The 26,094-nt window shown below is 34.4% G+C and carries 20 protein-coding genes and 3 tRNA genes; 12 read left to right on the plus strand and 11 right to left on the minus strand.

The genetic code is table 11. The features are described from left to right. Positions 1–14: 14 nt before the first annotated feature. Both yfmH and yfmF read right to left on the minus strand, forming a co-directional pair. A complete protein-coding gene (gene yfmH / locus QM859_RS07815) occupies positions 15–1,295 on the minus strand; it encodes an EF-P 5-aminopentanol modification-associated protein YfmH (RefSeq protein WP_414262701.1) in 1,281 nt (426 codons plus the stop codon). Continuing rightward, positions 1,292–2,542 carry an EF-P 5-aminopentanol modification-associated protein YfmF gene (gene yfmF / locus QM859_RS07820; protein ID WP_414262702.1) on the minus strand — a complete coding sequence of 417 codons (1,251 nt, stop codon included), beginning with the start codon at positions 2,540–2,542 and terminating at the stop codon, positions 1,292–1,294. Before yfmF ends, yfmH begins: the two co-directional genes overlap by 4 nt. Positions 2,543–2,701: 159 nt before the next feature. Between yfmF and yaaA the strand changes: the two genes are divergently transcribed. Together yaaA and recF are read left to right on the plus strand one after the other, a co-directional pair. Beyond that, on the plus strand, positions 2,702–3,070 hold the full coding sequence (yaaA, locus tag QM859_RS07825; protein WP_414262703.1) for a S4 domain-containing protein YaaA: 369 nt from the start codon (positions 2,702–2,704) through the stop codon (positions 3,068–3,070). Positions 3,071–3,072: 2 nt separating this feature from the next. Next, positions 3,073–4,164, plus strand: a complete 1,092-nt coding sequence (recF, locus tag QM859_RS07830) for a DNA replication/repair protein RecF (RefSeq protein WP_414262704.1) — start codon at positions 3,073–3,075, stop codon at positions 4,162–4,164. A gap of 54 nt (positions 4,165–4,218) precedes the next feature. Here the strand turns inward: recF and guaB are convergent, their stop codons facing one another. Together guaB and trpS are read right to left on the minus strand one after the other, a co-directional pair. Then, positions 4,219–5,697 carry an IMP dehydrogenase gene (gene guaB / locus QM859_RS07835; protein WP_414262705.1) on the minus strand — a complete coding sequence of 493 codons (1,479 nt, stop codon included), beginning with the start codon at positions 5,695–5,697 and terminating at the stop codon, positions 4,219–4,221. Positions 5,698–5,859: 162 nt separating this feature from the next. Further along, complete coding sequence (gene trpS / locus QM859_RS07840) at positions 5,860–6,885, minus strand: tryptophan--tRNA ligase (RefSeq protein WP_414262706.1); 1,026 nt, start codon at positions 6,883–6,885, stop codon at positions 5,860–5,862. Between the two features lie 207 nt (positions 6,886–7,092). On the opposite strand from trpS, the gene QM859_RS07845 reads away from it, so the two are divergent. Continuing rightward, positions 7,093–8,715, plus strand: a complete 1,623-nt coding sequence (locus QM859_RS07845) for an ATP-binding cassette domain-containing protein (RefSeq protein WP_006152836.1) — start codon at positions 7,093–7,095, stop codon at positions 8,713–8,715. Between the two features lie 190 nt (positions 8,716–8,905). On the opposite strand, the gene QM859_RS07850 is transcribed toward QM859_RS07845, so the two are convergent. Next, on the minus strand, positions 8,906–11,560 hold the full coding sequence (locus QM859_RS07850) for a YhgE/Pip family protein (RefSeq protein ID WP_414262707.1): 2,655 nt from the start codon (positions 11,558–11,560) through the stop codon (positions 8,906–8,908). Between the two features lie 128 nt (positions 11,561–11,688). Between QM859_RS07850 and QM859_RS07855 the strand changes: the two genes are divergently transcribed. After that, positions 11,689–12,231, plus strand: a complete 543-nt coding sequence (locus tag QM859_RS07855; RefSeq protein WP_247922302.1) for a TetR/AcrR family transcriptional regulator — start codon at positions 11,689–11,691, stop codon at positions 12,229–12,231. A gap of 39 nt (positions 12,232–12,270) precedes the next feature. On the opposite strand, the gene QM859_RS07860 is transcribed toward QM859_RS07855, so the two are convergent. The 6 genes from QM859_RS07860 to rlmH form a co-directional block, all read right to left on the minus strand. Further along, positions 12,271–12,344, minus strand: a tRNA-Asn gene (locus tag QM859_RS07860). Positions 12,345–12,349: 5 nt separating this feature from the next. After that, positions 12,350–12,421, minus strand: a tRNA-Glu gene (locus QM859_RS07865). Positions 12,422–12,472: 51 nt separating this feature from the next. After that, positions 12,473–13,225 carry a competence system response regulator transcription factor ComE gene (gene comE, locus QM859_RS07870; protein WP_004250949.1) on the minus strand — a complete coding sequence of 251 codons (753 nt, stop codon included), beginning with the start codon at positions 13,223–13,225 and terminating at the stop codon, positions 12,473–12,475. Further along, positions 13,222–14,559 carry a competence system sensor histidine kinase ComD gene (comD, locus tag QM859_RS07875; protein WP_414262708.1) on the minus strand — a complete coding sequence of 446 codons (1,338 nt, stop codon included), beginning with the start codon at positions 14,557–14,559 and terminating at the stop codon, positions 13,222–13,224. The genes comE and comD overlap by 4 nt, the downstream gene beginning before the upstream one ends. A gap of 274 nt (positions 14,560–14,833) precedes the next feature. After that, positions 14,834–14,907, minus strand: a tRNA-Arg gene (locus QM859_RS07880). Between the two features lie 41 nt (positions 14,908–14,948). Then, a complete protein-coding gene (gene rlmH, locus QM859_RS07885) occupies positions 14,949–15,428 on the minus strand; it encodes a 23S rRNA (pseudouridine(1915)-N(3))-methyltransferase RlmH (protein WP_004250943.1) in 480 nt (159 codons plus the stop codon). A gap of 183 nt (positions 15,429–15,611) precedes the next feature. On the opposite strand from rlmH, the gene QM859_RS07890 reads away from it, so the two are divergent. The 8 genes from QM859_RS07890 (at position 15,612) to mfd (ending at position 26,079) form a co-directional block, all read left to right on the plus strand. Beyond that, positions 15,612–16,796: a S1C family serine protease gene (locus QM859_RS07890; RefSeq protein ID WP_414262709.1), complete on the plus strand. Its 1,185-nt coding sequence runs from the start codon at positions 15,612–15,614 to the stop codon at positions 16,794–16,796. A gap of 56 nt (positions 16,797–16,852) precedes the next feature. Next, the gene (locus QM859_RS07895) at positions 16,853–17,614 is read left to right on the plus strand and encodes a ParB/RepB/Spo0J family partition protein (RefSeq protein ID WP_414262710.1); all 762 of its coding nucleotides are present in this window, start codon (positions 16,853–16,855) and stop codon (positions 17,612–17,614) included. Positions 17,615–17,826: 212 nt separating this feature from the next. Next, positions 17,827–19,185 (plus strand): chromosomal replication initiator protein DnaA, encoded by a 1,359-nt coding sequence (dnaA, locus tag QM859_RS07900; RefSeq protein WP_254724810.1) that lies wholly within the window; start codon positions 17,827–17,829, stop codon positions 19,183–19,185. 158 nt (positions 19,186–19,343) lie between these two features. Continuing rightward, complete coding sequence (gene dnaN, locus QM859_RS07905; RefSeq protein WP_414262711.1) at positions 19,344–20,480, plus strand: DNA polymerase III subunit beta; 1,137 nt, start codon at positions 19,344–19,346, stop codon at positions 20,478–20,480. Positions 20,481–20,546: 66 nt separating this feature from the next. Beyond that, the gene (locus QM859_RS07910) at positions 20,547–20,741 is read left to right on the plus strand and encodes a DUF951 domain-containing protein (RefSeq protein WP_004250933.1); all 195 of its coding nucleotides are present in this window, start codon (positions 20,547–20,549) and stop codon (positions 20,739–20,741) included. Between the two features lie 84 nt (positions 20,742–20,825). After that, positions 20,826–21,941 (plus strand): redox-regulated ATPase YchF, encoded by a 1,116-nt coding sequence (gene ychF / locus QM859_RS07915; RefSeq protein ID WP_195184356.1) that lies wholly within the window; start codon positions 20,826–20,828, stop codon positions 21,939–21,941. A gap of 72 nt (positions 21,942–22,013) precedes the next feature. Further along, positions 22,014–22,583, plus strand: a complete 570-nt coding sequence (pth, locus tag QM859_RS07920; protein ID WP_414262712.1) for an aminoacyl-tRNA hydrolase — start codon at positions 22,014–22,016, stop codon at positions 22,581–22,583. Further along, positions 22,576–26,079 (plus strand): transcription-repair coupling factor, encoded by a 3,504-nt coding sequence (mfd, locus tag QM859_RS07925; RefSeq protein ID WP_414262725.1) that lies wholly within the window; start codon positions 22,576–22,578, stop codon positions 26,077–26,079. The genes pth and mfd overlap by 8 nt, the downstream gene beginning before the upstream one ends. The last annotated feature ends 15 nt before the right edge of the window (positions 26,080–26,094 follow it).

Below are 26,094 nucleotides of genomic sequence, written 5' to 3' on the forward strand. Positions count from 1 at the left end.
TTATATTTCGATGACTATAGTGGAAAAATCGTAAATTCAACTATTTCACTATTGTCGATAAAATGATGTCCTACCTCAAGAACATCATCCAAGGTCATTTCCTGTATAATCTTTGGTAAATCAAACAGGGTTGTTTCGTCAGAATGTGACTGATACTGGGTCGCAATAAATTCTAAAGAGTTCATACTATGGATAAATTCTCCATAAATTTCACTTTTGATTAAATCAAGATGTTCTTCCGAAATATCTGCATCAGTAACAAAGCTCTGAATCGCCTTTCGGAATTGATGCGAAATAGCAACAGGTTCCTTTGTGTCCATTGTCAGCATCAAAAAGTTAAAACGTCGATTGATTTCAACTTCTAAAGATAATGAAGAATCTAATTTCCCGGTTTCATACAAACTCTGAAATCTTTTAGAGGTCCAACCAAACATCATCGTAAATAACGCTCTTAATAGAACGCTATATCGATAGCAGTCCTGATACCCCATATCAGAATTCGTTCGAACTCCTATTGCTAATTTAGGTGATGCAACATCCATACGAATGCTCTCAACCTTCTTTACAGGGTGTAAAGCGATTGGTTCTTTTGGATTTTGAACTATACAACCTCCAACATCCTTTTGCAAGAAATAATTCTGTATCAACTCTAAATCAAAATTTCCAACGAGGAAAATTTGGCTATTGACAGGAGTGTAAAATTCATCAAAATTGTCCCGTAGATCCTCTAAAGTAATATCTTCTATCGAATCTTCAGTCCCAACAATATCTGAAGCTAGGGGAGTTTCCGGATATAGATTTGCAAGTGTTTTAAAGAACAAGCAAGAATCAGGATCATCCTGATACATTTCGCGTTCTTGCTGAATAATATCCTTTTCTCGTTCAACAGATTCTTCAGTAAAGTTAAAGCTAGTAACAAGCTCGTCAAGCAAGTCCAAACAATCAGCGACATTGTCAGAGGTTGAAAAAAGATAACTTGTATTTGTAAAGCTTGTAAAGGCGTTACTATCTGCACCTAATTTGGTAAATGCAACCATGATATCTTCAGAATTTCCTCTTTCAAAAAGTTTATGTTCTAAAAAATGAGCAATCCCCTTAGGATATGTTTTCTTTTTACTATCTCTAGCTGTAAACTCAATGTCAACCGAACCAACATAGACAGTTACTACACCATAAACTTCGTTAAAATCATTTTTAGGAAGTAAAGAAACTGTCAATCCGTTTTCTAATTTTGCTTGATAAAGAGTTTCCTTTACAGCAGGATAGTATTTCTCTTGAAAAGTAACTCTAGTCATTCTGCTCCTTCCATAAAATAGATAGCCTGCAATTTCAAACTAGATGCCGCCCTACAGATTTCATCCTTGTCAACTTGCTCTAGTCTCTCTATCAAAGTATCCAGGTCTAAAACCGATTTACCAAAAAAGAGGCTTAAGTATTCTCTATCTATAATCGAATCTTGATTATCCTGACTCAACAACATCATCCTACGAATCATTTCCTTAGTTTGATTAACTTCAGGATCTGTAAATCTACCATTTTTGATAGCTAACAATTGATCATTCATCAATTTTCTTACCTTGTTTCGATTTTGACGATTTATCCCAGCAAACAATCTTAAAAATCCACTAAAGAGATCTAAGTGACTAGAAACCGTGTAAGCCAACCCTTCCTTTTCCCTAACTTGGGTAAACAATTTAGAGTGCGGGAAAGCTCCAAGCAAACCATTCACGAGAAGCAAGGCCATCTTTTGATCATCTCCATAACCAATTGTGTTATGATAACCCATTTCTAGAATAGACTGACCTAGGTTTTTCCTAGCAATTCCTTCTCTAAGAACATTTGAATAACCTTGCTGATATTGAATGTTTACAGTTTCTTTACGACCTATCAAGTTAAATTTCTTCAAGTTTTCTAAGACTTCAATTTCATTAAAATCACCTAAAAAGAATAAATCAATTCTATCTTCCTTCAGCATTTTTTGAAAACTTGAATAGCAAGATTTAGAAGTCTCTTCGGAAATTCTGGCAATTAAATTTCTAGGAACTAACTGCATTGATTCCTCTTGGAAAAACAACTGATCCAATTCTTTATGGGCAAAGAAGAAAGGATCCTCTAATTCTGATTCTAATCTCGCCAACAATTGTTTTTTTTCAATTTCAAAGGCATTGTTCTCAAATTCATCTTCATTTGACAATGGATTAAATATGACTTGATACAATAATTCTAAAATCTGAGCAGTTAAGACGTTTTTCTTACTTAAAAATTCATCTCGAACATAAGTCAAACTCACGTCTACTAAGTGACTTTGCCCCCTTCTATACGCATGAGTTGACAAATCTGCTCCATACAATGCTGCCAGATGTTTTCTAAGAACCTGAGCAGTTGGATAGCCTTTATTAGCAGTTTCAAGCATACTGGCACTTAGCATGCGACCAGAAATTAAATCCAGAGATAATGGAGCTGTGAAACGCATGGTTATTTTATTTGTCTTAAACTTTTTAGATTGGATAAAATGCACTGCAATTCCAGGGAATAACTCCATCTTTTACCTCCTTTTACATAGAGTTCTATTATACCATGAAAATGAAAATTTTTCCTGTTCTCTTTGACTCTTTTGAAATTAAAATCGTTTTCATATCAGTTGTTTCTTCTCAACTATTTTGTGCAAAATATGGTATAATACCAAAGATTGAGGTGAACTATGGAATACAAATTATTTGAAGAATTTATTACTCTCCAAGCTCTTTTGAAAGACCTTGGGATCATCCAAAGTGGCGGTGCTATTAAATCTTTTTTGGCGGACCATCTTGTATATTTTAATGGAGAATTAGAAAATCGTCGAGGCAAAAAAATTAGAATCGGGGATTCTATTGAAATCCCTGATTTAAAAACTCAAATTATTCTAGTTAAACCAACATCAGAAGAACTAGAGGAGTTTCGTCTAGAAAAACTTGAGAAAGAACGTGTAGCTAAGCTTGTCAAGGAAATGAATAAAAAGGTACAAAAAAAGCCAACAAAAAAAGCTCAAGCAACAAAAACAAAACCTGCACCACGTTTCCCAGGTAGATAATTATGTGGTTGAAAAACTTATCCATTAAACAATTTCGTAACTATCATAATATCGAAATTGATTTTAATCCAAAATTAAATGTATTTGTTGGCCGAAACGCTCAAGGAAAAACCAATCTTCTTGAAAGTATTTACTTTTTAGCCTTAACGAGAAGTCATCGAACAAAGACTGATAAAAATTTAATTCAATTTGAAGAAGAACAACTGCAAGTTTCTGGAATCTTGCAAAAGAAAACAGCAAGCATTCCACTTGAAATTGACTTAACACAAAAAGGGCGAATTACTAAAGTGAGTTACTTAAAACAAGCTCGCCTATCAGACTATATTGGTCATATGAATGTTGTCTTATTCGCTCCAGAAGATTTACAACTTGTCAAAGGCGCTCCGGCTGTTCGTCGTAAATTCATTGACATAGAATTAGGTCAAATTAAACCGATTTACTTGTCAGACCTGTCAAGTTATAACCACGTCCTTAAACAGAGAAACACCTATCTCAAATCAACACAAAACATAGATGAGACTTTCCTAACTGTTCTTGATGACCAACTGGTAGAGTATGGCTGTCGTGTAATGAATCATCGAGCTGACTTTATTCAGAAAATGGAACACTTTGGCAAGAAAAAACATTTTGACATCTCAGATCAGTTAGAAGAGCTGTCAATCTGTTATCAACCTTCTGTAAATTTTGTTGACAAGAAACATTTGGCTGAATCTTTCTATATAGCACTTCAAAAAAGTAGATCCAGAGATTTATTTAAGAAGAATACTGGAGTTGGTCCTCATCGGGATGATATGATTTTCATGATTAATGGAATGGAAGCAAGTTTCGGAAGTCAAGGGCAACATCGTAGCTTGGTGCTTTCTATAAAACTTGCTGAAATCGAATTGATGGAGAGCATTACCAAGGAATCTCCCATTCTTTTGCTTGACGATGTCATGAGTGAACTTGACAATACTCGTCAACTTAAATTATTGGAAACTATTTCTCATAACATTCAAACTTTTATTACAACTACTAGTTTAGACCATCTTCAAAACTTGCCTGATAACTTGAGTATCTTTACAGTAGATAATGGTCAATTGACTGTAAATTAAACTTTACATCTTTGTAAAATAAAAAAATCTCCTGTTAAACGGGAGATTTTTTTATTACATTGAATAGTTTGGTGCTTCATTAGTGATTTGCACATCGTGTGGATGGCTTTCTTTTAGACCCGCACCTGACATTTCGATAAACTGAGCATTGTCATGTAATTCTTTTAAGTTAGCAGCACCACAGTAACCCATACCAGAACGAATACCACCAATCATTTGGAAAACAATATCGGCTGCTGCACCTTTATAAGCAACACGACCTTCGATTCCTTCTGGAACGAGTTTGTTTGCTTCATTGACAGAACCTTGGAAGTAACGGTCGCTTGAACCCTTTTTCATAGCAGCGATTGAACCCATACCGCGGTATGTCTTGAACTTACGCCCTTGGAAGATTTCAGTTTCACCTGGAGCTTCATCTGTTCCTGCAAACATTGATCCGAGCATCACTGCGTTTCCTCCAGCAGCAAGGGCTTTTACAATATCTCCAGAATATTTGATTCCACCATCAGCGATAATTGTTTTACCATATTCACGAGCAACTGCTGCTGCATCGTAAATTGCTGTTACCTGGGGAACTCCTACACCAGCAATAACACGAGTTGTACAGATTGAACCTGGGCCAATACCGACTTTAACAACGTCAACACCTGCATCATAAAGAGCACGCGCACCTTCAGCAGTAGCGATGTTCCCAGCAATCAGTGTACGGTCTGGGAAATGAGCACGAATTTCAGCGATTTTACGAAGTACACCCGCTGAGTGACCATGAGCAGTATCGATAACAATAGCATCAGCTCCTGCTTCAAAAAGGGCTTCTGCACGTTCAAATGTGTCAGAAGTAACACCTACCGCACCTGCAACTAGAAGACGACCGAATTCATCTTTTGCCGCATTTGGGAACTCAATCACTTTTTCAATATCTTTAATGGTGATTAAACCAGAAAGACGACCCTCTTCGTCAACTAGAGGTAGTTTTTCAATACGGTGTTCTTGAAGAATACTCTCAGCAGTTTTTAAATCTGTACCAACCGGAGCAGTAACTAGGTTTTCACTAGTCATGTGTTTTGAAATTGGTTGGTTGTAGTCAGAAATGAAACGCAGATCTCGGTTGGTCAAAATACCAATTAACTTACGGTCTTCTAGAGTTTCAACCACTGGGATACCACTGATACGGTAACGGCCCATGAGTTCATCTGCTTCAGCGATTGTATGTTCAGGAGTCAAGAAGAATGGATCAATGATAACACCATTTTCAGAACGTTTTACCTTACGAACTTCATCTGCTTGTTGTTCGATAGACATATTTTTATGGATAACTCCAAGTCCACCTGCACGCGCGATTGCAATGGCCATTTGGCTTTCTGTTACAGTGTCCATTGCAGCTGTAATAATTGGGATATTTAAAGTCAAGTTATCTGCTAATTTTGTTGTTAAATCCGCATCATTAGGCAAAACATGACTCTCTGCTGGAATTAGCAATACATCATCAAAGGTAAAACCTTTTTTCAAAAATTTAGTGTCCCAATTAGACATTGAAGTTTCCTCTTTTCTTCCTTTATTGAGCTAAACGCTTTTTGTATTGTATCTATCATACCATTCTATGAAAATTTGTCAATTAAATTTATAAGAGAATAAATAAAAAACTATCCCTCTTATTTTAAAGAAGAAATAGTTTTATAGTTCATATTTTATCCATTAGTGAAAGTAATTTAGACCCATTGCAGCTTTTACTTCTGATAGTGTTTTCCCAGCAACTTCTCGAGCTTTTTCACTACCTTTTTGGAGCATATTATAAACCTCACCCATATCTTTAGCATATTCTAGGCGACGTTCGCGGATTGGACCAAGTTCACGTTCTAGGATTTCAAGTAGGTAACGTTTGGTCTTAACATCACCAAGGCCTCCACGTTGATAATGTTCCTTCATTTCAGTAATTTCTTGAGCATCCTCAGGTCGACCGAATACGTCCAAGTAATGGAAAACCATATTTCCTTCAATCTTACCTGGATCCTCAACACGAATATGGTCTGGATCTGTATACATACTCATTACTTTTTTACGCAAAGTATCTGCATCATCAGCTAGGTAAATTCCATTATTAAGTGATTTCGACATTTTGGCATTACCATCAAGACCTGGTAAACGTCCCGCACCTTCGTGCTCAGGGTAAATTCCTTCTGGTTCTACTAAAACATCACAGTTATAGGCATGGTTGAAAGAACGCACAATTTCACGTGTTTGTTCAATCATCGGCTTTTGATCATTCCCTACTGGAACCAAGTTAGCCTTAAATGCTGTAATATCTGCTGCTTGCGCAACTGGATAAACTAAAAATCCAGTTGGAATACTTTCACCAAAGCCTTTTTGAGCAATTTCAGTCTTTACGGTTGGATTTCGTTCCAAGCGAGCTAATGAAACTAGGTTCATATAATACATAGAGAGCTCTGCCAATTCTGGAATCTGGCTTTGAATGAAAATCGTTGCTTTATTAGGATCTAATCCCACTGCAAGATAGTCCAAAGCAACATTCCCAATAGACTCTACAATAGTTTGTGGATCTTTTGCATGGTCTGTTAGTGCTTGCTGGTCAGCTAAAAAAACAAACATGTCATATTTATTTTCTTCTTGTAGTAAGACACGATTTTTCAAACTACCAACGTAGTGCCCAATATGTAATTTCCCCGTTGGGCGATCTCCTGTTAAAATAATGGGTTTACTCATCTTATTCTCCTTTGATATGGTCCTTTCAATTATAGCATTTTTTTAATAAAAAGACAGATAATTTTTTTATTGAAACAATAGAGATGTTACCCCTTTCAATCGTAAAGGGGTTGTCAACTTTATTTACAAAAAATTGACAAATAAAAATTTGAATAATTGATGATTTTCTAGTAGAATTAGAGTATTACATATAATAGGAGAAAAACTTTGCTAACAGTATCTGATGTTTCACTACGTTTTAGTGATCGTAAACTTTTTGATGATGTAAACATCAAATTTACAGAAGGAAATACCTATGGTTTGATTGGTGCCAACGGTGCTGGAAAATCAACCTTTTTAAAAATCTTAGCTGGGGATATTGAACCGACAACTGGCCATATCTCTCTTGGACCAGACGAACGTCTTTCAGTACTTCGTCAAAATCACTTTGACTACGAAGATGAGCGTGTTATTGATGTTGTTATCATGGGTAATGAAAAACTATACAACATCATGAAAGAAAAAGACGCCATTTATATGAAAGAAGATTTTTCAGAAGAAGATGGTGTTCGCGCAGCTGAACTTGAAGGAGAATTCGCTGAACTAGGTGGTTGGGAAGCTGAGAGTGAAGCTTCACAACTATTACAAAATTTGAATATTCCAGAAGAACTTCATTACCAAAATATGAGTGAACTAGCAAATGGCGACAAAGTAAAGGTTCTCCTTGCTAAAGCCCTCTTTGGTAAACCAGATGTCCTTCTTTTGGACGAGCCAACCAATGGTCTGGATATTCAATCCATCACTTGGCTAGAGGATTTCCTAATCGACTTTGATAATACTGTCATTGTCGTATCCCACGACCGTCACTTCTTGAATAAAGTATGTACTCACATGGCTGACCTTGACTTTGGAAAAATCAAACTCTATGTCGGAAACTACGACTTCTGGAAGGAGTCTTCTGAGCTTGCTGCTAAACTACTAGCAGACCGTAATGCTAAAGCAGAAGAAAAAATCAAACAACTTCAAGAATTCGTTGCTCGTTTCTCTGCTAATGCTTCTAAATCAAGACAAGCAACTTCACGTAAAAAAATGCTTGACAAGATTGAGCTAGAGGAAATTGTTCCTTCTAGTCGTAAATACCCATTTATCAGCTTTAAAGCTGAACGTGAAATTGGGAACGACCTCTTGACAGTAGAGAATCTATCTGTAAAGATTGACGGTGAAACTATTCTTGACAACATCAGCTTCATCTTGCGTCCAGGTGACAAGACAGCTCTTATCGGACAAAATGACATCCAAACAACTGCCTTGATTCGTGCCATTATGGGTGAAATTGACTATGAAGGGACTGTCAAGTGGGGAGTTACAACTAGTCGCTCTTACTTGCCAAAAGACAATTCAGCTGATTTTGCTGGCAGTGAATCTATCCTTGACTGGCTCCGTCAATTCGCAAGTAAAGAAGAAGATGACAACACTTTCTTGCGTGGTTTCCTAGGTCGTATGCTCTTCTCTGGAGACGAGGTTAACAAACCTGTAAACGTCTTGTCAGGGGGAGAAAAAGTGCGCGTGATGCTCTCAAAACTCATGCTTTTAAAATCAAACGTTCTTGTACTTGACGATCCTACAAATCACTTAGATTTGGAATCTATCTCAAGCTTGAACGATGGATTGAAAAACTTTAAAGAGTCCATCATCTTTGCCAGTCACGACCATGAGTTTATTCAAACTTTGGCTAACCACATTATTGTCTTATCTAAAAACGGCGTCATCGATCGTATTGATGAAACCTATGATGAATTTTTAGAAAATGCTGAAGTTCAAGCAAAAGTCAAAGAACTTTGGAAAGATTAGGTAAAACTTAAAAACTCAGTTGGGAATCCAACTGAGTTTTTTTATTTCTTATGAATTTTTAGTTGATAGTTCTGTCAATCTGATTCTATTCAACATATTCATTGTTTCACGTGAAACATTCTATTATTAGATTTATAAATTCTTGACAAGATTCATGCACATAAAAAATCGACCAAATTGGTCGATTTTTTTAATCTTCTTCCAGTTTTTTAGGTTGATAAGCAAGCATACCTAATCCTATGAATAGAACTAAAGTTACGAGAAGGAAAATTACCTGATAATGAACATTCCCTGTCATAGAAATCGTTTGTCTCAATCCTGAAACTGAATAACTCATTGGTAACCAAGGATTGACAGCCTTAAAGAAATCATTAGTCAAAGCAAGTGGATAAGTTCCTGCACTTGATGCTAATTGTAATAATAGTAAAATAAGAGAGAAGAAAGCACCTAAGCGACTATTCCATGTCGTTAACGCGGTTACCATAGACATAAAGGTCAAACTTGCGATGATGATTAAGAACAAGGTTCTCATTTCATGATTTGCCGTTAGACCGATAAGATGAACTCCTCCATAGACTAAGACAGCTGCTAAAACAGCTATAACTCCATTTATTTCGAAACGAGATTTAACCCAAGCCCAACGACTTTCAGGATGACGACCTGAAGGTAACTTAGCAAAAATCATATTTGTTGATAACGCAGCAACAAAGAGGGCAACAGATATCATATAAGGAGCCATAGCAATCCCATTTACAGGAACCTGATCATTGTCTGTTTTTGAAAGACTCAAGGGTGCAGATAATACTTCTGCGTTATTAGACTCTGTTGATGCTGTTTTTAGTTGATTGCTAGCACTATTTAATCCTTCTCCTAGTCCTGTAGCTCCTACTTGCAAACTTTCAATACCAGCAGTTAAAGTTGTTCCACCATCTGCTAGTTTTCCAGCGCTATCAGCAATTTTCATTGCTCCACTTTCCAACTGAGAGCTAGCTGAAAGCAATTGACTTGATTTATCTGTTAATTGACTAGAACCTAACTGTATTTTATTCAGTCCTGCAATTAAGTCTGAACTCTTACTATTTAATTGGCTAGAACCATATGAGAGTTTTTCGATACCTGTTACTAATTCTGGAGTTTTTCCAGCTAGCGAATCCAAACCAGTTGTCAAGGTTGAAGAGTTTTCTGTCAACTTACTTGATCCAGAAACCAATTGATTCAAACTTGTTGTTAAAGTTGTATTCTTTTCACTTAGTTGGTTTACACCTAAAGAAATAGTATCCAACCCTTTAGTATAATCATTAACTCCATTTTCAATCGATTGACTTCCAGGAACTAACTGATTATCTACAGCATTTTGCAACTGTGTAAATCCACTTGACATAGATGTCAAGGAACTAGACGCCACAGGTAATACTTGATTTGCTTTAGTCTGTAAAGTAGAAAGATTAGAGACTGGTTGGTTTACACTTCCCAAATTTTCTTTTAAATCTCCTACCGTCGTTAAAATTGCTTTTGCTGACTCTATCGTAGAATTAGAATTATTTGAAACAGCTGCAGTCAGTTCTTGTTTCTGAGTATCAGTAAGAGATTGATAAGTTGCTGTTGCTTGAAGATTGGTAAGAGTTTTCTCTTGCTCTGTTTGACTATTAGTCACAATAGTTTGAGCAAGAGTAGATATATTCGCTAAATCATTAGATATTGTACTTTTAAGTTCAGTATTATCTGAAATAGTTACAGCTTGAAGTGCTTTATTCAATTCATCTAAACTAGTTGCTAATTGAGTGATTTCCTCTTTTTGTTGAGATGAAGTATTCAATTGAGTCGAAATTTCTTTAATCCCTTTATTTAATTGGGTAATACCGTCTCTCAATGTATCTGATTGACTAGATAATTGATTTGCCCCAATAGATAGTTTGTCAACACCGCTTGTGTAAGCATTGACACCAACTGAAAATTGATTGAAACCTGTATTCAGTTGCGAAACTCCTCCTACATATGACTTCATTCCAGTATTTAGCTGATTGACACCTGCTACTAATTCTGGAGTCTTGGAAGATAATTGATTAAGTCCAGTGTCAACCTGTGAAACTGCACTTGTATAGTTCTGTAAACCATCATTAAATGTACCTAAGCCACTATTCAGTTGCTTTACTCCTGTTACATACGTTGTCAACCCTTTTGTGAATTGATTTGTGCCATCAGAAAAGGTTAAACTTGAACTAGCTAAAGTATCAAGATTAGAAGACAATGTCTGACTTCCTACAGCTAACTGACTAGCCCCATTGGCCAATTGTTCACTTCCATCAGCTGCCTTCGTTAAACCAGATTTTAAATCTCCCATCTTTTGAAATAAAGCTTTCGTATAGGTTTCGGTTACATTAGCAGAAACATTCTGTTTTAACTGTGTCATGGCAGAATCACTCATCTTACTTGCAATGAAACTATGCCCGCTAGAAGTTTGATAGTTGATATTCATTTGTTCTGGGTGATCTGATAGAATAGAAGCAGCCTTTTCAGATAAGTCACTTGGTAAAGTTACTACCATATAGTAATCACCATCTTCTAGACCCTTCTTACCTTCTTCTTCACTGACAAAATTAAAATCTAATGATTTATTTTGCTCTAAATTGGACACCATGTCTTTTCCAATAGTCATTGTGTTTCCATTATAAGATGCTTCTTTATCATTATTAACGACCGCTACAGGCAACTCAGATAATTTGCCATATGGATCCCACATAGATGATAAAAATATGATGTTGTATAAAGCAGGAATAAGAGAAATCCCTATCATTACAATGATAAAGGTTGGTTTTTTAAAAATTGCTTTCCATTCTTTAAACATATTGTCTCCTTTTTTACACATATTGTCTAAAATTTTGATATAATAGATTATACATTAAAAATTCTTATTTACAAGTCAAAATCACTATATTTGGACACTACGTCTATTTTTGTTCATGAGGAGGAACTATGAAAGAGAGCAACAAACGCTTAAAAACTAAACGTACTATTGAGAACGCCATGGTTCAATTATTAATGGAACAACCATTTGATCAAGTTAGCACCGTTAAACTGGCAGAAAAAGCTGGAATTAGTCGCTCTAGTTTTTATACTCATTACAAAGATAAGTATGATATGATTGAACAGTACCAAAGTAAGCTTTTTCATACCTTTGAGTATATTTTTCAAAAACATGCAAATCATAAAAGAGATGCTATTCTAGAAGTGTTTGAATACTTAGAGTCTGAACCTTTACTAGCTGCTCTTCTATCTGAAAATGGTACAAAAGAGATACAAAACTTCCTGAGAAATAAACTTCACATTATGCTTAGCACTGACCTCCAAAAACGCTTTATGCAATTAAATTTAAACAATATTGAATTAGAGTATAGCAGTATTTATCTAACAAACGCACTATTTGGTGTATGCCAAACCTGGATTGCTCATGGAAAAAAAGAAAGTCCACAAGAAATGACAAACTTTCTTATGAAAATGTTGGGAGATGCAAATTAGAGACAAAAAAAGAACACCAATGGTGTTCTTTTTGTTTAACTCCGCCAGTAGGACTCGAACCTACGACATCATGATTAACAGTCATGCGCTACTACCAACTGAGCTATGGCGGATAATATAGTCCGTACGGGATTCGAACCCGTGTTACCGCCGTGAAAAGGCGGTGTCTTAACCCCTTGACCAACGGACCATCTATCTGTAGCAGATATAACCATTATATCAATTTCTTACTAATTGTCAATCACTTTTTAGATTTTTTCTCCAGAATATCTCTTAATTTCCGTACCTTTAGACGGGTAATTGGACAACGATGATCCTCATAAAAAACCACTTCTAAATTTTTTCGATCAATTTCCCTAATATTTCCTACATTGACAAGAAATGATTTATGAGCAGAATAAAATCTTTGAGTATCTTTATCTTTTTCTTGAATATCCGCCATAGTACCATAAAATTCTTTGGCAAAATTCTTACCAATAATCCTTAATTTATGAGATACTCCTGTTGTTTCAATATATAAAATATCATGGTAGGGAATTTTCAAATCATTTCCCTTGTAATTATAGTCAAAATAATCCACAACATCTTTATTTTCAAGCAGCATACTTTTGGTATATAAGATACTCTGTTCGATACGTTTTTTAAATAATTCATCATTGATATCTTTATCAACAAAATCCAAGGCTGATACTTGATATTTGTAAGTTAAGGTAGCAAATTCTGATCTACTAGTGATAAATACGATAATTGCATAGGGGTTGTGGCGACGAATAAACTGTGCTACCTCAAATCCTTTTTTCTCAACGCCATGAATATCAATATCTAGAAAATAAAGCTGGTTTACTTCATCATTTTCGATATATTCCTTAAATTCTCGTTCTTTACCTGTTGTTTTATAAGAAATAGGAATATTCAATTCCTTTGAAATTTCATCCAAGGTTCTTTCTAATCTGACTTGATGTTGAATAACATCTTCTAAAATTAATACTTTCATTCAAACTCTCTCTTAAATCTAATAATCTGTCTAAACTTACTATCTTCCATCTCTGTCTCTAAAATGATATTTTCATACTTATCCAAAATCTCTTTGACATTATTAAGGCCAATTCCTCTATTTCTACCTTTAGTAGAAAAACCTAGTTCAAACAAGTCTTCTGAAGGTGTCATAGTGATTTTACATGAATTTTGAATCACAATAACTGTCTCCAAATCCATCTTAATCACTGCAACTTCCATTTGTTTCAAATAACTTTCTGCAGCACCTTCAACAGCGTTGTTTAGCAAAACACTCATAATCCGAACAAGATCGAGTAAATCGATTGACAATCTTGTGATAATATCCTTTACTTCTAATGTAAACTCTACGTCATTATTTCTGGCATATACAATAGATTGAGCAATCAAACTTCGTAAAGCTGAATCTTCTATATTGTTTAAATCAAAGTATGTATACTTATCTGAACGTAATTTTTGATTAGCTTTGACTAGAACTTCATTGTAAATCCTGTCAATTTCCTGTAAATCTTTACTGTCAATCGCCATTTGCATACTGACAAGCATCCCTGCATAATCATGACGAAAACCACGGATTTCATTGTACAAACCAACAATTTCATCTGTATATGTCTGTAAATGTTCTTGTTCAAATTTTTTCTGATTTAGAGCAATTTCTCTTTCAACTTGAACCTTCTTGGCATTCATTGCAAAGAAGATTAGTAATAAACAAATAAAGACAATTGTTGCTAAAATACTACTAAAACTATTTAAATGAGGAAAAATACTGACAATATCTGAAATAAACAGTACAGTATGTAAAATAAAGCAAGAAACTATAACTTTTTTTAAAAAAGTATAGAGATAGTCTTTATCGAAATATTTAAGTTCTAGGTTAAAATAGGTAATAATTTTATCTATTACAAAATAGGAAATTAAATTAATGATGAAAAAGAATAATCTTTCATGTTGTTCTACAAGTAAGTCCCCTGTAATAGATGATAGAGTAACAGACAAAAAAGTATGAGCACTTTGATACAATAGTGAAATAATTAAACTTAAAAATATATTTTTTGAGGAGTCATACTTTTTAAAAAATTTAAAATAGCAATAGAATAGAATTGGATAAAAATTCTTTAAAGTATAATGTAAAATGAGTATTAATTTATCAGAATCTATAAAAGAAAATATAAAGGCATAAATTAGTTGAAATACAAAGAATAGAAAACCCAAAATATAACTTTCTTTTTTTGAAATTTCACAAATTCGACTATAAATTTTACTGATAATAACACAAGTTAAGAATTCATCTAATATTCCTACTATAATGTCCATTTTATACTCCTTTTTTTCTCCTAAAAATAGGAATGTGTTTGAAATCCTCTTTTATCTCCACCTCGAATCTCCTACAATTCTACCTCTATTCTAATTTAACTGTGTTTTTCATAATAAAGTCTCCTGTATTGTTTTTCTTATAAATGAACTTACCAATCTATTATACAAAATGTGATTTATATTATAAGTGATCATTCTCAACTGCACATTTTTGTACCTGAACTGTCAATTTTTACAAAAAACGCTGGGTTTCCCCAGCGTTAAATCTAGTATATGATCCCAGCAGGATTCGAACCTGCGACCGTTCGCTTAGAAGGCGAATGCTCTATCCAGCTGAGCTATGAGACCTAACTAGTTTATCTTATCAAAATAATCGAGAATAGTCAATCCTATTTATGATAGGGAGAACCTTGTTGGATGGTAAAGGCTCGATATATCTGTTCTACAAGAACTAGACGCATTAATTGGTGAGGAAGAGTTAAACGACCAAAACTAAGGGATAGATTCGCACGCTTTTTTACTTGAGGAGAGAGTCCTAAACTCCCACCGATAACAAAGGTTAAGGTTGAAAAACCATTAATAGATGCTTGTTCTAACTGTTTACTGAATTCTTCAGAAGACAAGGTTTTCCCTTCAATAGCTAAAACGACAACAAATTCTCTATCCCCAATTTTGGAAAGGATTCGATTTCCTTCTAAATTCAAGATTTTTTCATTTTCAGAATCACTAGCACGATCGGGAGTCTTTTCATCAGCTAATTCGATCATTTCTACGGCAGCAAATCGTGATATTCTTTTAGAATATTCTGCAATTCCATCTTTGAGATACTTTTCTTTTAGTTTTCCAACTGTTACAAGTTTAATTTTCATGCTTCTATTTTACCATAATCGTGTTCTATTCACATCTTATTCACAAATGAAAAAGGTGAAAAACACAATAAATTCACAAATTTTCAACAATTATCCACAGATTGTTGAAAACTTAAGTTTTTTAAGTTAGAATTAAGTTAATAATCTTATACTTTCACTAATTAATCAAATATGGAGGATTCTATGAAAAACTTAAACAAGTTTTCAAAAACAATTGGACAACTTTTACTAGTTATTCTTATTAGCTTTTTTAGTGGTCTATTAGGAAGTTTGGCTGTTCTTCAGTTCAACCAAAAGCAAGGAGGTGGAGAACAAAATAGTGCAGCAGTCACTCAGACTGCTTCGAAAAATGAAAATTCTACCACACAGGCTGTAGATAAAGTTAAAGATGCTGTTGTATCTATTATCACTTATTCAGGAAACTCTCAAGGTGGTTTTGTTGGAACTGATGATACTGATATAGATTCAAATACTGAGCAAGTTAACAGTGAAGGTTCTGGTGTTATTTATAAAAAAGAAGGTGAATCTGCCTATTTAGTTACTAATACTCACGTTATTAATGGCGCTAAAAAAGTTGATATTCGTCTAGCAGATGGAACAAAAGTCCCAGGTGAAATTGTTGGTTCTGATACCTATTCTGATATTGCAGTAGTTAAAATCTCTTCAGAAAAAGTTTCTACAGTTGCTGAGTTTGGTGATTCAAGTAAATTAGCTGTTGGAGAAACAGCTATCGCAATCGGTAGTCCTTTAGGTTCAGAATATGCAAATACGGTTACTCAAGGGATTGTATCAAGCTTGAACAGACATGTTTCTTTGAAAGCTGAAGATGGTCAAGCCATTTCAACGAATGCTATCCAAACAGATACAGCTATTAACCCTGGTAACTCTGGAGGTCCTTTGATTAATATCCAGGGACAAGTTATCGGTATTACATCAAGTAAAATTGCCTCAAATGGTGGAACATCTGTAGAAGGCCTTGGTTTTGCTATTCCTGCAAATGATGTTATTAATATTATTAAACAATTAGAAAAAGATGGAAAAGTAACTCGACCAGCGCTTGGTATCCACATGGTTAACTTAACAAACCTCAACACAGCTGACCTTCAAAAATTAAAACTTCCTGACAACGTTACTTCTGGTGTAGCTGTTCGTTCTGTTCAAAAGAACATGCCTGCAAATGGACATTTACAACAGTATGATGTCATCACAAAAGTAGATGATACCAAGATTTCATCTACTACTGAATTGCAAAATGCGCTTTACAGTCACTCTATTGGAGATGAAATGACTGTAACTTATTACCGTAATGGTAAAGAAGAAAAAACTACAATCAAACTAGATAAGAGTACAAGTGATTTAAATCAATAGTTTACATATTTGTAAACCTACTTTACAGAATATCAAAGATGTGATACTGTAGAAATATGGAAGAATTCAAATTAATTCGTATCAGTGATATTCAAAAAAATCCCTATCAACCTCGTAAAGAATTTTCAAAAGAAAAGATTCAAGAACTTGCCCAATCTATTAAAGAAAATGGTTTAATTCAACCCATTATTGTCCGTCAATCTCCAGTTATCGGATATGAAATCCTAGCTGGAGAAAGACGGTATCGGGCATCGATAGCAGCTGGGCTATCAGAAGTTCCTGTAATCATCAAAAAATTATCTGATCAGGATATGATGGTTCACTCAATCATTGAAAATTTACAACGAGAAGACTTAAATCCGATTGAAGAAGCAAAAGCTTATCAATCTTTAATTGATAAAGGATATACTCATGCAGACATTGCTGAAAAAATAGGGAAATCACGCCCTTATATCACTAATCTTGTTCGATTGCTAACGCTCCCTAATTTTATTTTAAAAGAAGTAGAAACTGGAAAATTGTCTCAAGCACATGCTAGACTTCTAATCCAACTACCTTTGAAAGAACAAAAAAATTTACTCAATCGCATTCAGAAAGAGGATTTATCAGTTCGGCAGGTGGAACATCTACTTAAAGAAGAAAAAAATAAGAAGAAAAGCAAAGAAAAAGATCACTTTATCAAAGAAGAAGAAGAAAATTTGAAAAAATTGTTGGGATTAGATGTCCAAATCGTCCTTCAAAAAAAAGAGGCAGGAAAAATAACTATCTCTTTTCATAATCAAGAAGAATACCAACGTTTTATTAACAGCCTGAAATAAGGCTGTTATTTTATTTTTCTAAACTCACATATTTATCCACTGGATTAGTATAGAAAAAGTCTATTAAATCAAAATCTAGACCTTTTATCCACAAGTTGTGGATAAATCTTTTAAACATTGTGGATTGTTTTTCACAAGTTGTGGAAAAAATGCTTGCTATGTGATAAAATAGTGTTTAAGATTACACCATTTAGAAAAGGAGGAGTTTGTTGTTGAAAGAAAAACAATTTTGGAATCAGATTTTAGAATTAGCTAAAGAGAGATTGACACGATCAATGTTTGATTTCTACGCAACACCTGCTGAATTAATAAAGGTTGAGGGAAATGTAGCTACCATATTTTTGCCAAGATCTGAAATGGAAATGGTTTGGAGTACAAAACTCAATGATATTATTGTAGCTGTCGGTTTTCAAATCTATGACACTGAAATAAAAGCTCAATATGTATTGACTAAAGAAGATTCTAATACCTCCGATATAGCAAGCAATGTTGAAAACAGTAATCATCAACAGGAAGAAATTAAAAAATCTATACCCTATTCAGAAACAGGATTAAGAGACATCTATACTTTTGATAATTTTATCCAAGGTGATGGAAATATTTGGGCCAAGTCTGCTGCTTTAGCCGTCTCGGAAGATCCTGGACTAACTTATAATCCTCTGTTTATATATGGAGGACCTGGTCTAGGGAAAACTCACTTGCTCAATGCTTTGGGTAATGAAATTCTCAAAAAAAATCCTAATACGCGTGTAAAATATATTCCTGCTGAAAGCTTTATTAATGAATTTTTAGATCATCTAAGACTCAATGATATGGATAATTTTAAAAAAACCTATCGAAGTATAGATCTCCTTCTTATTGATGACATTCAATCTCTCAGTGGAAATAAAGTGCAAACTCAGGAAGAGTTTTTCAACACATTTAATAACCTTCATAGTAATAATAAACAGATTGTTTTAACGAGTGACCGTAGGCCAGAACAACTAGAAAATCTACCTGAACGACTTGTCACGCGCTTCTCATGGGGATTAACAACGGATATTACTCCACCTGATTTCGAAACTCGTATCGCTATCCTAAATAGTAAAACAGAGGATTTAGATTATCATTTTCAACCTGACACAATCGAATATTTGGCTGGCCAGTTTGATTCAAATGTACGTGAATTAGAAGGTGCCCTCAAAGATATTAGTCTTATGGCTAAAGTCAAACAAATCAACACTATAACTGTGGATATTGCATCTGAAGCTATACGTGCTCGAAAACAAAGCGTCAGCACCATGATCGTCATTCCGATTGAAAAAATCCAAGAGGAAGTCGGAAAATTTTATGATGTGAGCGTTAAGGAGATGAAGGGAACTAGACGTGTTCAGAATATTGTTCTAGCTCGCCAAGTTGCTATGTATCTAGCTAGAGAATTAACTGATAATAGCCTTCCTAAAATCGGAAAAGAATTTGGTGGTAAAGATCATACAACCGTCATTCATGCTCATGCAAAAATCAAATCTATGATTGAAACTGATGATAAATTACGTATAGAAATCGAAACCATCAAAAAGAAAATTAAATAACTTGTGGATAAGTGTTTAAAATTTTACTGATTTATTAACAAATTTTAAACAAGTATAACTTCTTGATTTTTCTAAACTAAACTTGGTTTTCCACAGATTTCACACAGCCTACTATTACTATTAACCTTCTAATAATAAAAATAAATAAAGGAGATTCCATGATTCATTTTTCTATTAATAAAAATTTATTCCTGCAATCATTAAATATTACTAAACGTGCTATTAGTTCAAAAAATGCTATTCCTGTTTTATCAACTATTAAAATTGATGTGACTAACGAAGGAATTACATTAATTGGATCAAATGGTCAAATTTCAATTGAGAATTTCATTTCTCAAAAAGATGAAAATGCAGGTCTTTTGATTAACTCTTTAGGATCAATTCTTTTAGAAGCTTCTTTCTTTATCAATGTTGTTTCTAGTCTTCCAGATGTGACTCTTGATTTTAAAGAAATTGAACAACATCAAATTGTACTAACAAGTGGAAAATCAGAAATTACTCTGAAAGGAAAAGACAGCGAACAGTATCCACGTATTCAGGAAATTGCAGCAAGTAATCCTCTAGTTCTTGAAACAAAACTTCTTAAGAAAATTATCAATGAAACTGCTTTTGCTGCTAGTGTACAAGAAAGCCGTCCAATCTTGACTGGTGTACACTTTGTCCTAAGTAATCATCAAGAATTAAAAACAGTAGCAACAGACTCACATCGTCTCAGCCAGAAAAAATTAACTCTTGAAAAAAATAGTGATAATTTTGATGTTGTTATCCCAAGTCGCTCTCTACGCGAATTTTCAGCTGTTTTTACGGACGATATCGAAACAGTAGAGATTTTCTTCGCAAACAACCAAATTCTCTTTAGAAGCGAAAATATTAGCTTCTATACACGCCTCTTAGAAGGTAATTATCCTGATACAGATCGTCTGATTCCAACAGATTTTAATACGACAGTGACTTTTGATGTTGTGAATCTACGTCAATCTATGGAACGTGCACGTCTCTTATCAAGTGCTACTCAAAATGGAACTGTAAAATTAGAAATCAAACAAGGAGTAGTTACAGCTCATGTAAATTCTCCTGAAATTGGTAAAGTAAACGAAGAAATCGATACAATTGCTGTATCTGGTGAAGATTTAACTATTAGCTTTAACCCAACTTACTTGATTGAAGCACTAAAAGCCTTGAATAGTGAAAAGGTAACAATCAGCTTCATTTCAGCAGTTCGTCCATTTACCTTGGTACCAGCTGATACAGATGAAGATTTCATGCAGCTGATTACACCAGTTCGTACAAATTAAGTTAAAGAGGTTGAGCCTAGCTCACCTCTTTTATGATATAATCAGAAATATGAAAAGGAGAGTAGTATGTATCAAGTTGGAAATTTTGTTGAAATGAAAAAACCACATGCTTGTACAATCAAATCTACAGGCAAAAAAGCGAATCGTTGGGAAATTACACGTCTAGGTGCAGATATCAAAATAAAATGCAGTAATTGTGATCATGTTGTCATGATGAGTCGCTATGATTTTGAAAGAAAAATGAGTAAAATTATCGACTAAATGCAAGGAGTTAGAGGGTTAGCAAGTTTTCCCTTTTTGTGTTATAATATTGAAGATTGAAATGTGAACGGAGATTGAGAAACTATGGCTTTAACAGCAGGTATCGTGGGTTTGCCAAACGTTGGTAAATCAACCCTATTTAACGCAATTACAAAAGCAGGAGCAGAGGCTGCAAATTATCCATTTGCAACCATTGATCCAAATGTTGGGATGGTAGAAGTTCCAGATGAACGCCTCCAAAAATTGACTGAAATGATTACTCCTAAGAAGACAGTCCCAACAACCTTTGAATTTACAGATATTGCAGGGATTGTAAAAGGTGCATCAAAAGGAGAAGGTCTCGGTAATAAATTCTTAGCCAATATCCGTGAAGTGGATGCGATTGTCCATGTAGTTCGTGCCTTTGATGATGAGAATGTCATGCGTGAGCAAGGTCGTGAAGATGCTTTTGTAGATCCATTAGCAGATATTGATACCATTAACCTAGAATTGATTCTGGCTGACTTAGAATCTGTTAATAAACGCTATGCGCGTGTGGAAAAGATGGCACGTACGCAAAAAGATAAGGAATCAGTTGCAGAATTTAACGTTCTCCAAAAGATTAAACCTGTCCTTGAAGACGGTAAATCAGCTCGTACTATTGAATTTACAGATGAAGAGCAAAAGGTTGTCAAAGGTCTTTTCCTCTTGACTACGAAACCAGTTCTTTATGTAGCTAACGTTGATGAGGATGTTGTTGGAGACCCAGATTCTATTGATTATGTGAAGCAGATTCGTGAATTCGCAGCAACAGAAAATGCAGAGGTAGTGGTGATTTCTGCGCGTGCTGAAGAAGAAATTTCTGAATTAGACGATGAAGATAAAAAAGAGTTTCTTGAAGCCATTGGTTTGACAGAATCAGGTGTGGATAAGTTGACTCGTGCTGCTTACCATCTACTTGGACTTGGAACTTACTTCACAGCTGGTGAAAAAGAGGTTCGTGCTTGGACCTTTAAACGTGGCATGAAAGCCCCTCAAGCTGCTGGTATCATCCACTCTGACTTCGAAAAAGGTTTTATTCGTGCAGTAACTATGTCTTATGATGATTTGATTAAATACGGATCTGAAAAGGCTGTAAAAGAAGCTGGACGCTTGCGTGAAGAAGGAAAAGAATATGTCGTTCAAGATGGCGATATTATGGAATTCCGCTTTAACGTATAATCAACATTTTTAATAGTGTCAATTAGGTTGGAAAAAAATTCCAACCCTTTTGGCTTTTGAAAGGAAATTTAAATGACAAAATTACTTGTAGGATTGGGAAATCCAGGGGATAAATATTTTGAGACAAAGCATAATGTTGGTTTTATGTTGATTGACCAAATAGCAAAAAAACAGAATGTATCCTTTACACACGATAAAATATTCCAAGCTGAATTAGCTTCATTTTTCCTTAATGGTGAAAAAATTTATCTAGTGAAACCAACAACTTTTATGAATGAAAGTGGGAAAGCAGTTCATGCTTTATTAACTTACTATGGTTTAGATATCGAAGATTTACTGATTATTTACGATGATCTTGACATGGAAGTAGGAAAAATTCGACTTCGCGCTAAAGGATCAGCTGGCGGTCATAATGGTATCAAGTCAATTATCCAACATATTGGTACACAGGTTTTCAATCGTGTAAAGATTGGTATCGGTAGACCTAAAAAAGGAATGTCTGTTGTTCACCACGTTTTGAGTAAATTTGACAAGGATGACTATATAGGTATTTTACAGTCTATTGACAAGGTTGACGATGCTGTAAATTATTATTTACAAGAGAAAAACTTTGAAAAAACAATGCAGAAATACAATGGGTAAGGGAATGTCATTAATCGAATTCTTTTTAGAGAACAAGCAGATACAATTATGGGATGAGCATTTATCTCTCAAGCAGAGGGAATTACTACTAGGTCTCTCTGGTTCAGCAAAGTCTTTAACTATTGCAAGTAGTGTTAAAAATCAGAACAAGATTTTAGTAATGACATCTACTTATGGAGAAGCTGAGCGTCTAGTAAATGATTTAATTTCTATCCTGGGTACTGATATGGTTTATCCATTTTTAGTAGATGATTCACCAATGGTAGAATTTTTAGTATCGTCTCAAGAAAAGATTTTTTCAAGAGTTGAAGCATTGCGTTTTCTAAGAGATAAATCTCAAAAAGGAATACTAGTTTGTAACATGGCAGCTAGCCGTTTATTCTTACCAGATCCTCAAGTCTTTGATAATAGTGTGTTAAAACTTGAAGTTGGCGAAGAATGTGAACAAAGAGAATTAAAAAATCAATTGATTTCACTTGGTTATAAAAAAGTTACGCAAGTTCAAAGTCAAGGAGAATTTAGTCTTCGAGGAGATATTTTAGATATTTTTGAAACTTCACAACTATCTCCTTACCGAATAGAATTTTTTGGTGATGAAATAGATGGGATTAGAGAATTCGACGCAGATACACAATTATCAAAAGAAAGTCAATCTCAAGTCTTAATCTATCCAGCTAGTGATATTTTATTAACTACTGAAGATTATCATCGTGGTCAAAAATTCTTAGTACATGAGATTGATAAAGCTATTTCTCCAACTTTAAAGTCTTATTTAGAAGAAGTTTTTAGTTGCACGAAAGAGCAAGTTCTTCATGCAGATATTCGCAAGTTTTTATCTATTTTTTATAAAAAACAGTGGACATTGATAGATTACTTGAATCAAGTTCCTATTATCTTTGATGATTTCCAAAAAATTATCAATCAGTATGATGTTTTTGATAAGGAAACAGCTAGTTACTTGACCGAAGATTTACATAATAGTAAAGCTGTGTCAAATATACAATATTTTACTGATGTAGAAAATCAATTAAAAAAATATGTACCAGCGAGTTTCTTTTCGAATTTTCAAAAAGGTCTTGGAAATCTAAAATTTGATCATCTTTATCAATTTAATCAATATCCTATGCAAGAATTCTTCAATCAGTTTTCTTTTCTGAAAGAAGAAATTGAACGCTATAAAAAATTAAAATATACAATTGTTCTTCAATCAAGCAGCCAAACAGAACTAAAAAAACTGTCAACGATTCTTGATGAATATAGCATTAAAGTTGACAATAGTAATCAAAGTGAAATCTGTAAAGAAACTGTCAATCTTGTTGAAGGAAACCTTCGTCATGGTTTTCATTTTGTGGATGAGAATCTTGTATTCATCACTGAATATGAAATTTTCAAAAAGAAGATTAAACGCAAATATAGAAGACAGAATATCAGTAATGCTGAGAGATTAAAGGACTATAATGAGCTCCAAAAAGGAGATTATGTTGTTCATCAAATTCATGGGATTGGTCAATATTTAGGAATCGAAACGATTGAACTCAAAGGGATTCACCGAGATTATGTAAGTATCCAATATCAAAATGGAGATCGAATTTCTATCCCTGTAGAACAAATCCAAACCTTATCTAAGTATGTTTCAAGTGACGGTAAGGCTCCAAAGTTAAACAAATTAAACGATGGACGTTTTAAAAAAGCTAAGCAAAAAGTTAAAAATCAAGTTGAAGACATTGCAGATGACTTAATTAAGTTATATGCAGAGAGGAGTCAACTTGAAGGTTTTGCATTTTCAAAAGATGATGAAGATCAGGTTGTTTTTGATGAGGCTTTTCCTTATGTTGAAACTGAAGATCAACTTCGAAGTATCGAAGAAATTAAGAAAGATATGCAGGCTTCTCAACCAATGGATAGACTTTTAGTTGGAGATGTTGGTTTTGGTAAGACTGAGGTGGCCATGCGAGCTGCTTTTAAGGCTGTCAACAATCATAAACAGGTTGTTGTTTTAGTACCAACCACAGTTCTTGCTCAGCAACATTATAGTAATTTCAAGGAAAGATTTGAGCAGTTTGCTGTCAATGTAGATGTTTTGAGTCGTTTTAGAAGTAAAAAAGAGCAGACTGAAACACTTGAAAAATTAAAAAAAGGCCAAGTTGATATCCTGATAGGAACCCATCGAGTTTTGTCTAAAGATGTTGAATTTGCTGATTTAGGCTTGATCATCATCGATGAGGAACAACGTTTTGGTGTCAAACATAAGGAAGCTTTGAAGGAATTAAAAAAGAAGGTTGATGTCTTAACTTTAACAGCTACACCAATTCCTCGAACTCTACATATGTCTATGCTAGGTATTCGAGATTTATCTGTCATCGAAACTCCCCCAACAAATCGATATCCTGTACAAACCTATGTCCTTGAACAGAATGATCGTGTCATTCGAGATGCTGTATTGAGAGAAATTGATCGTGGTGGTCAGGTTTACTATCTTTACAATAAAGTTGACACGATTGAAAAGAAGGTTTCAGAGTTACAAGAACTGATTCCAGAAGCTTCTATTGGTTTTGTTCATGGTCAAATGAGTGAAATTCGTTTAGAGAATACACTACTTGACTTTATCGAAGGTGAATATGATATTTTAGTAACAACGACAATCATTGAAACAGGAGTGGATATTCCAAATGCCAATACCTTGTTTATCGAAAATGCTGATCACATGGGTCTGTCTACCTTGTATCAACTTAGAGGTCGAGTTGGTCGTAGTAATCGAATCGCTTATGCTTATCTCATGTATCGACCAGACAAATCTTTGACAGAAGTTTCAGAAAAGAGATTAGAAGCTATCAAAGGTTTTACCGAATTAGGTTCTGGTTTCAAAATTGCTATGCGTGATTTATCCATTCGTGGGGCAGGTAATCTTTTAGGAAGTTCTCAGTCTGGTTTTATAGATTCTGTTGGTTTTGAATTGTATTCTCAGTTACTAGAAGAAGCAATTGCTAAGAAAAATGGAACTGACAAGAAACGTGAAAAAGGAAATGCTGAGTTAATTCTACAAATTGATGCCTATCTTCCAGATGAGTACATATCAGATGAGCGCCATAAAATTGAAATTTACAAGAGAATTCGTCAGATTGACAATCGTGTCAACTATGAAGAATTACAGGATGAGTTGATAGACCGATTTGGAGAATATCCAGATGTAGTTGCCTATCTCTTAGAAATTGGATTAGCCAAAGCATATCTCGATAAAGTATTTGTCAATCGTGTAGAAAGAAAGAATAATAAGCTTGTCATTCAGTTTGAAAAAATATCGCAACAACTATTTTTAACACAAGATTATTTCCAGGCTCTTTCTCAGACAAATTTGAAGGCTAATATTTCTGAAAATCAAGGTTTAATCGAAGTTGTTTTTGATATTCGAAATAAAAAAGACTATGAGATTTTAGAAGGACTCTTAACCTTTGGAGAATCGTTAGCGAAGATACAAGACTTAAAAGAGTCACATTAGGGCTTACCTTTTTTC

The sequence above is a fragment of the Streptococcus infantis genome (genome assembly GCF_047463175.1).
In the GTDB taxonomy this organism is placed as follows: domain Bacteria; phylum Bacillota; class Bacilli; order Lactobacillales; family Streptococcaceae; genus Streptococcus; species Streptococcus infantis_AC.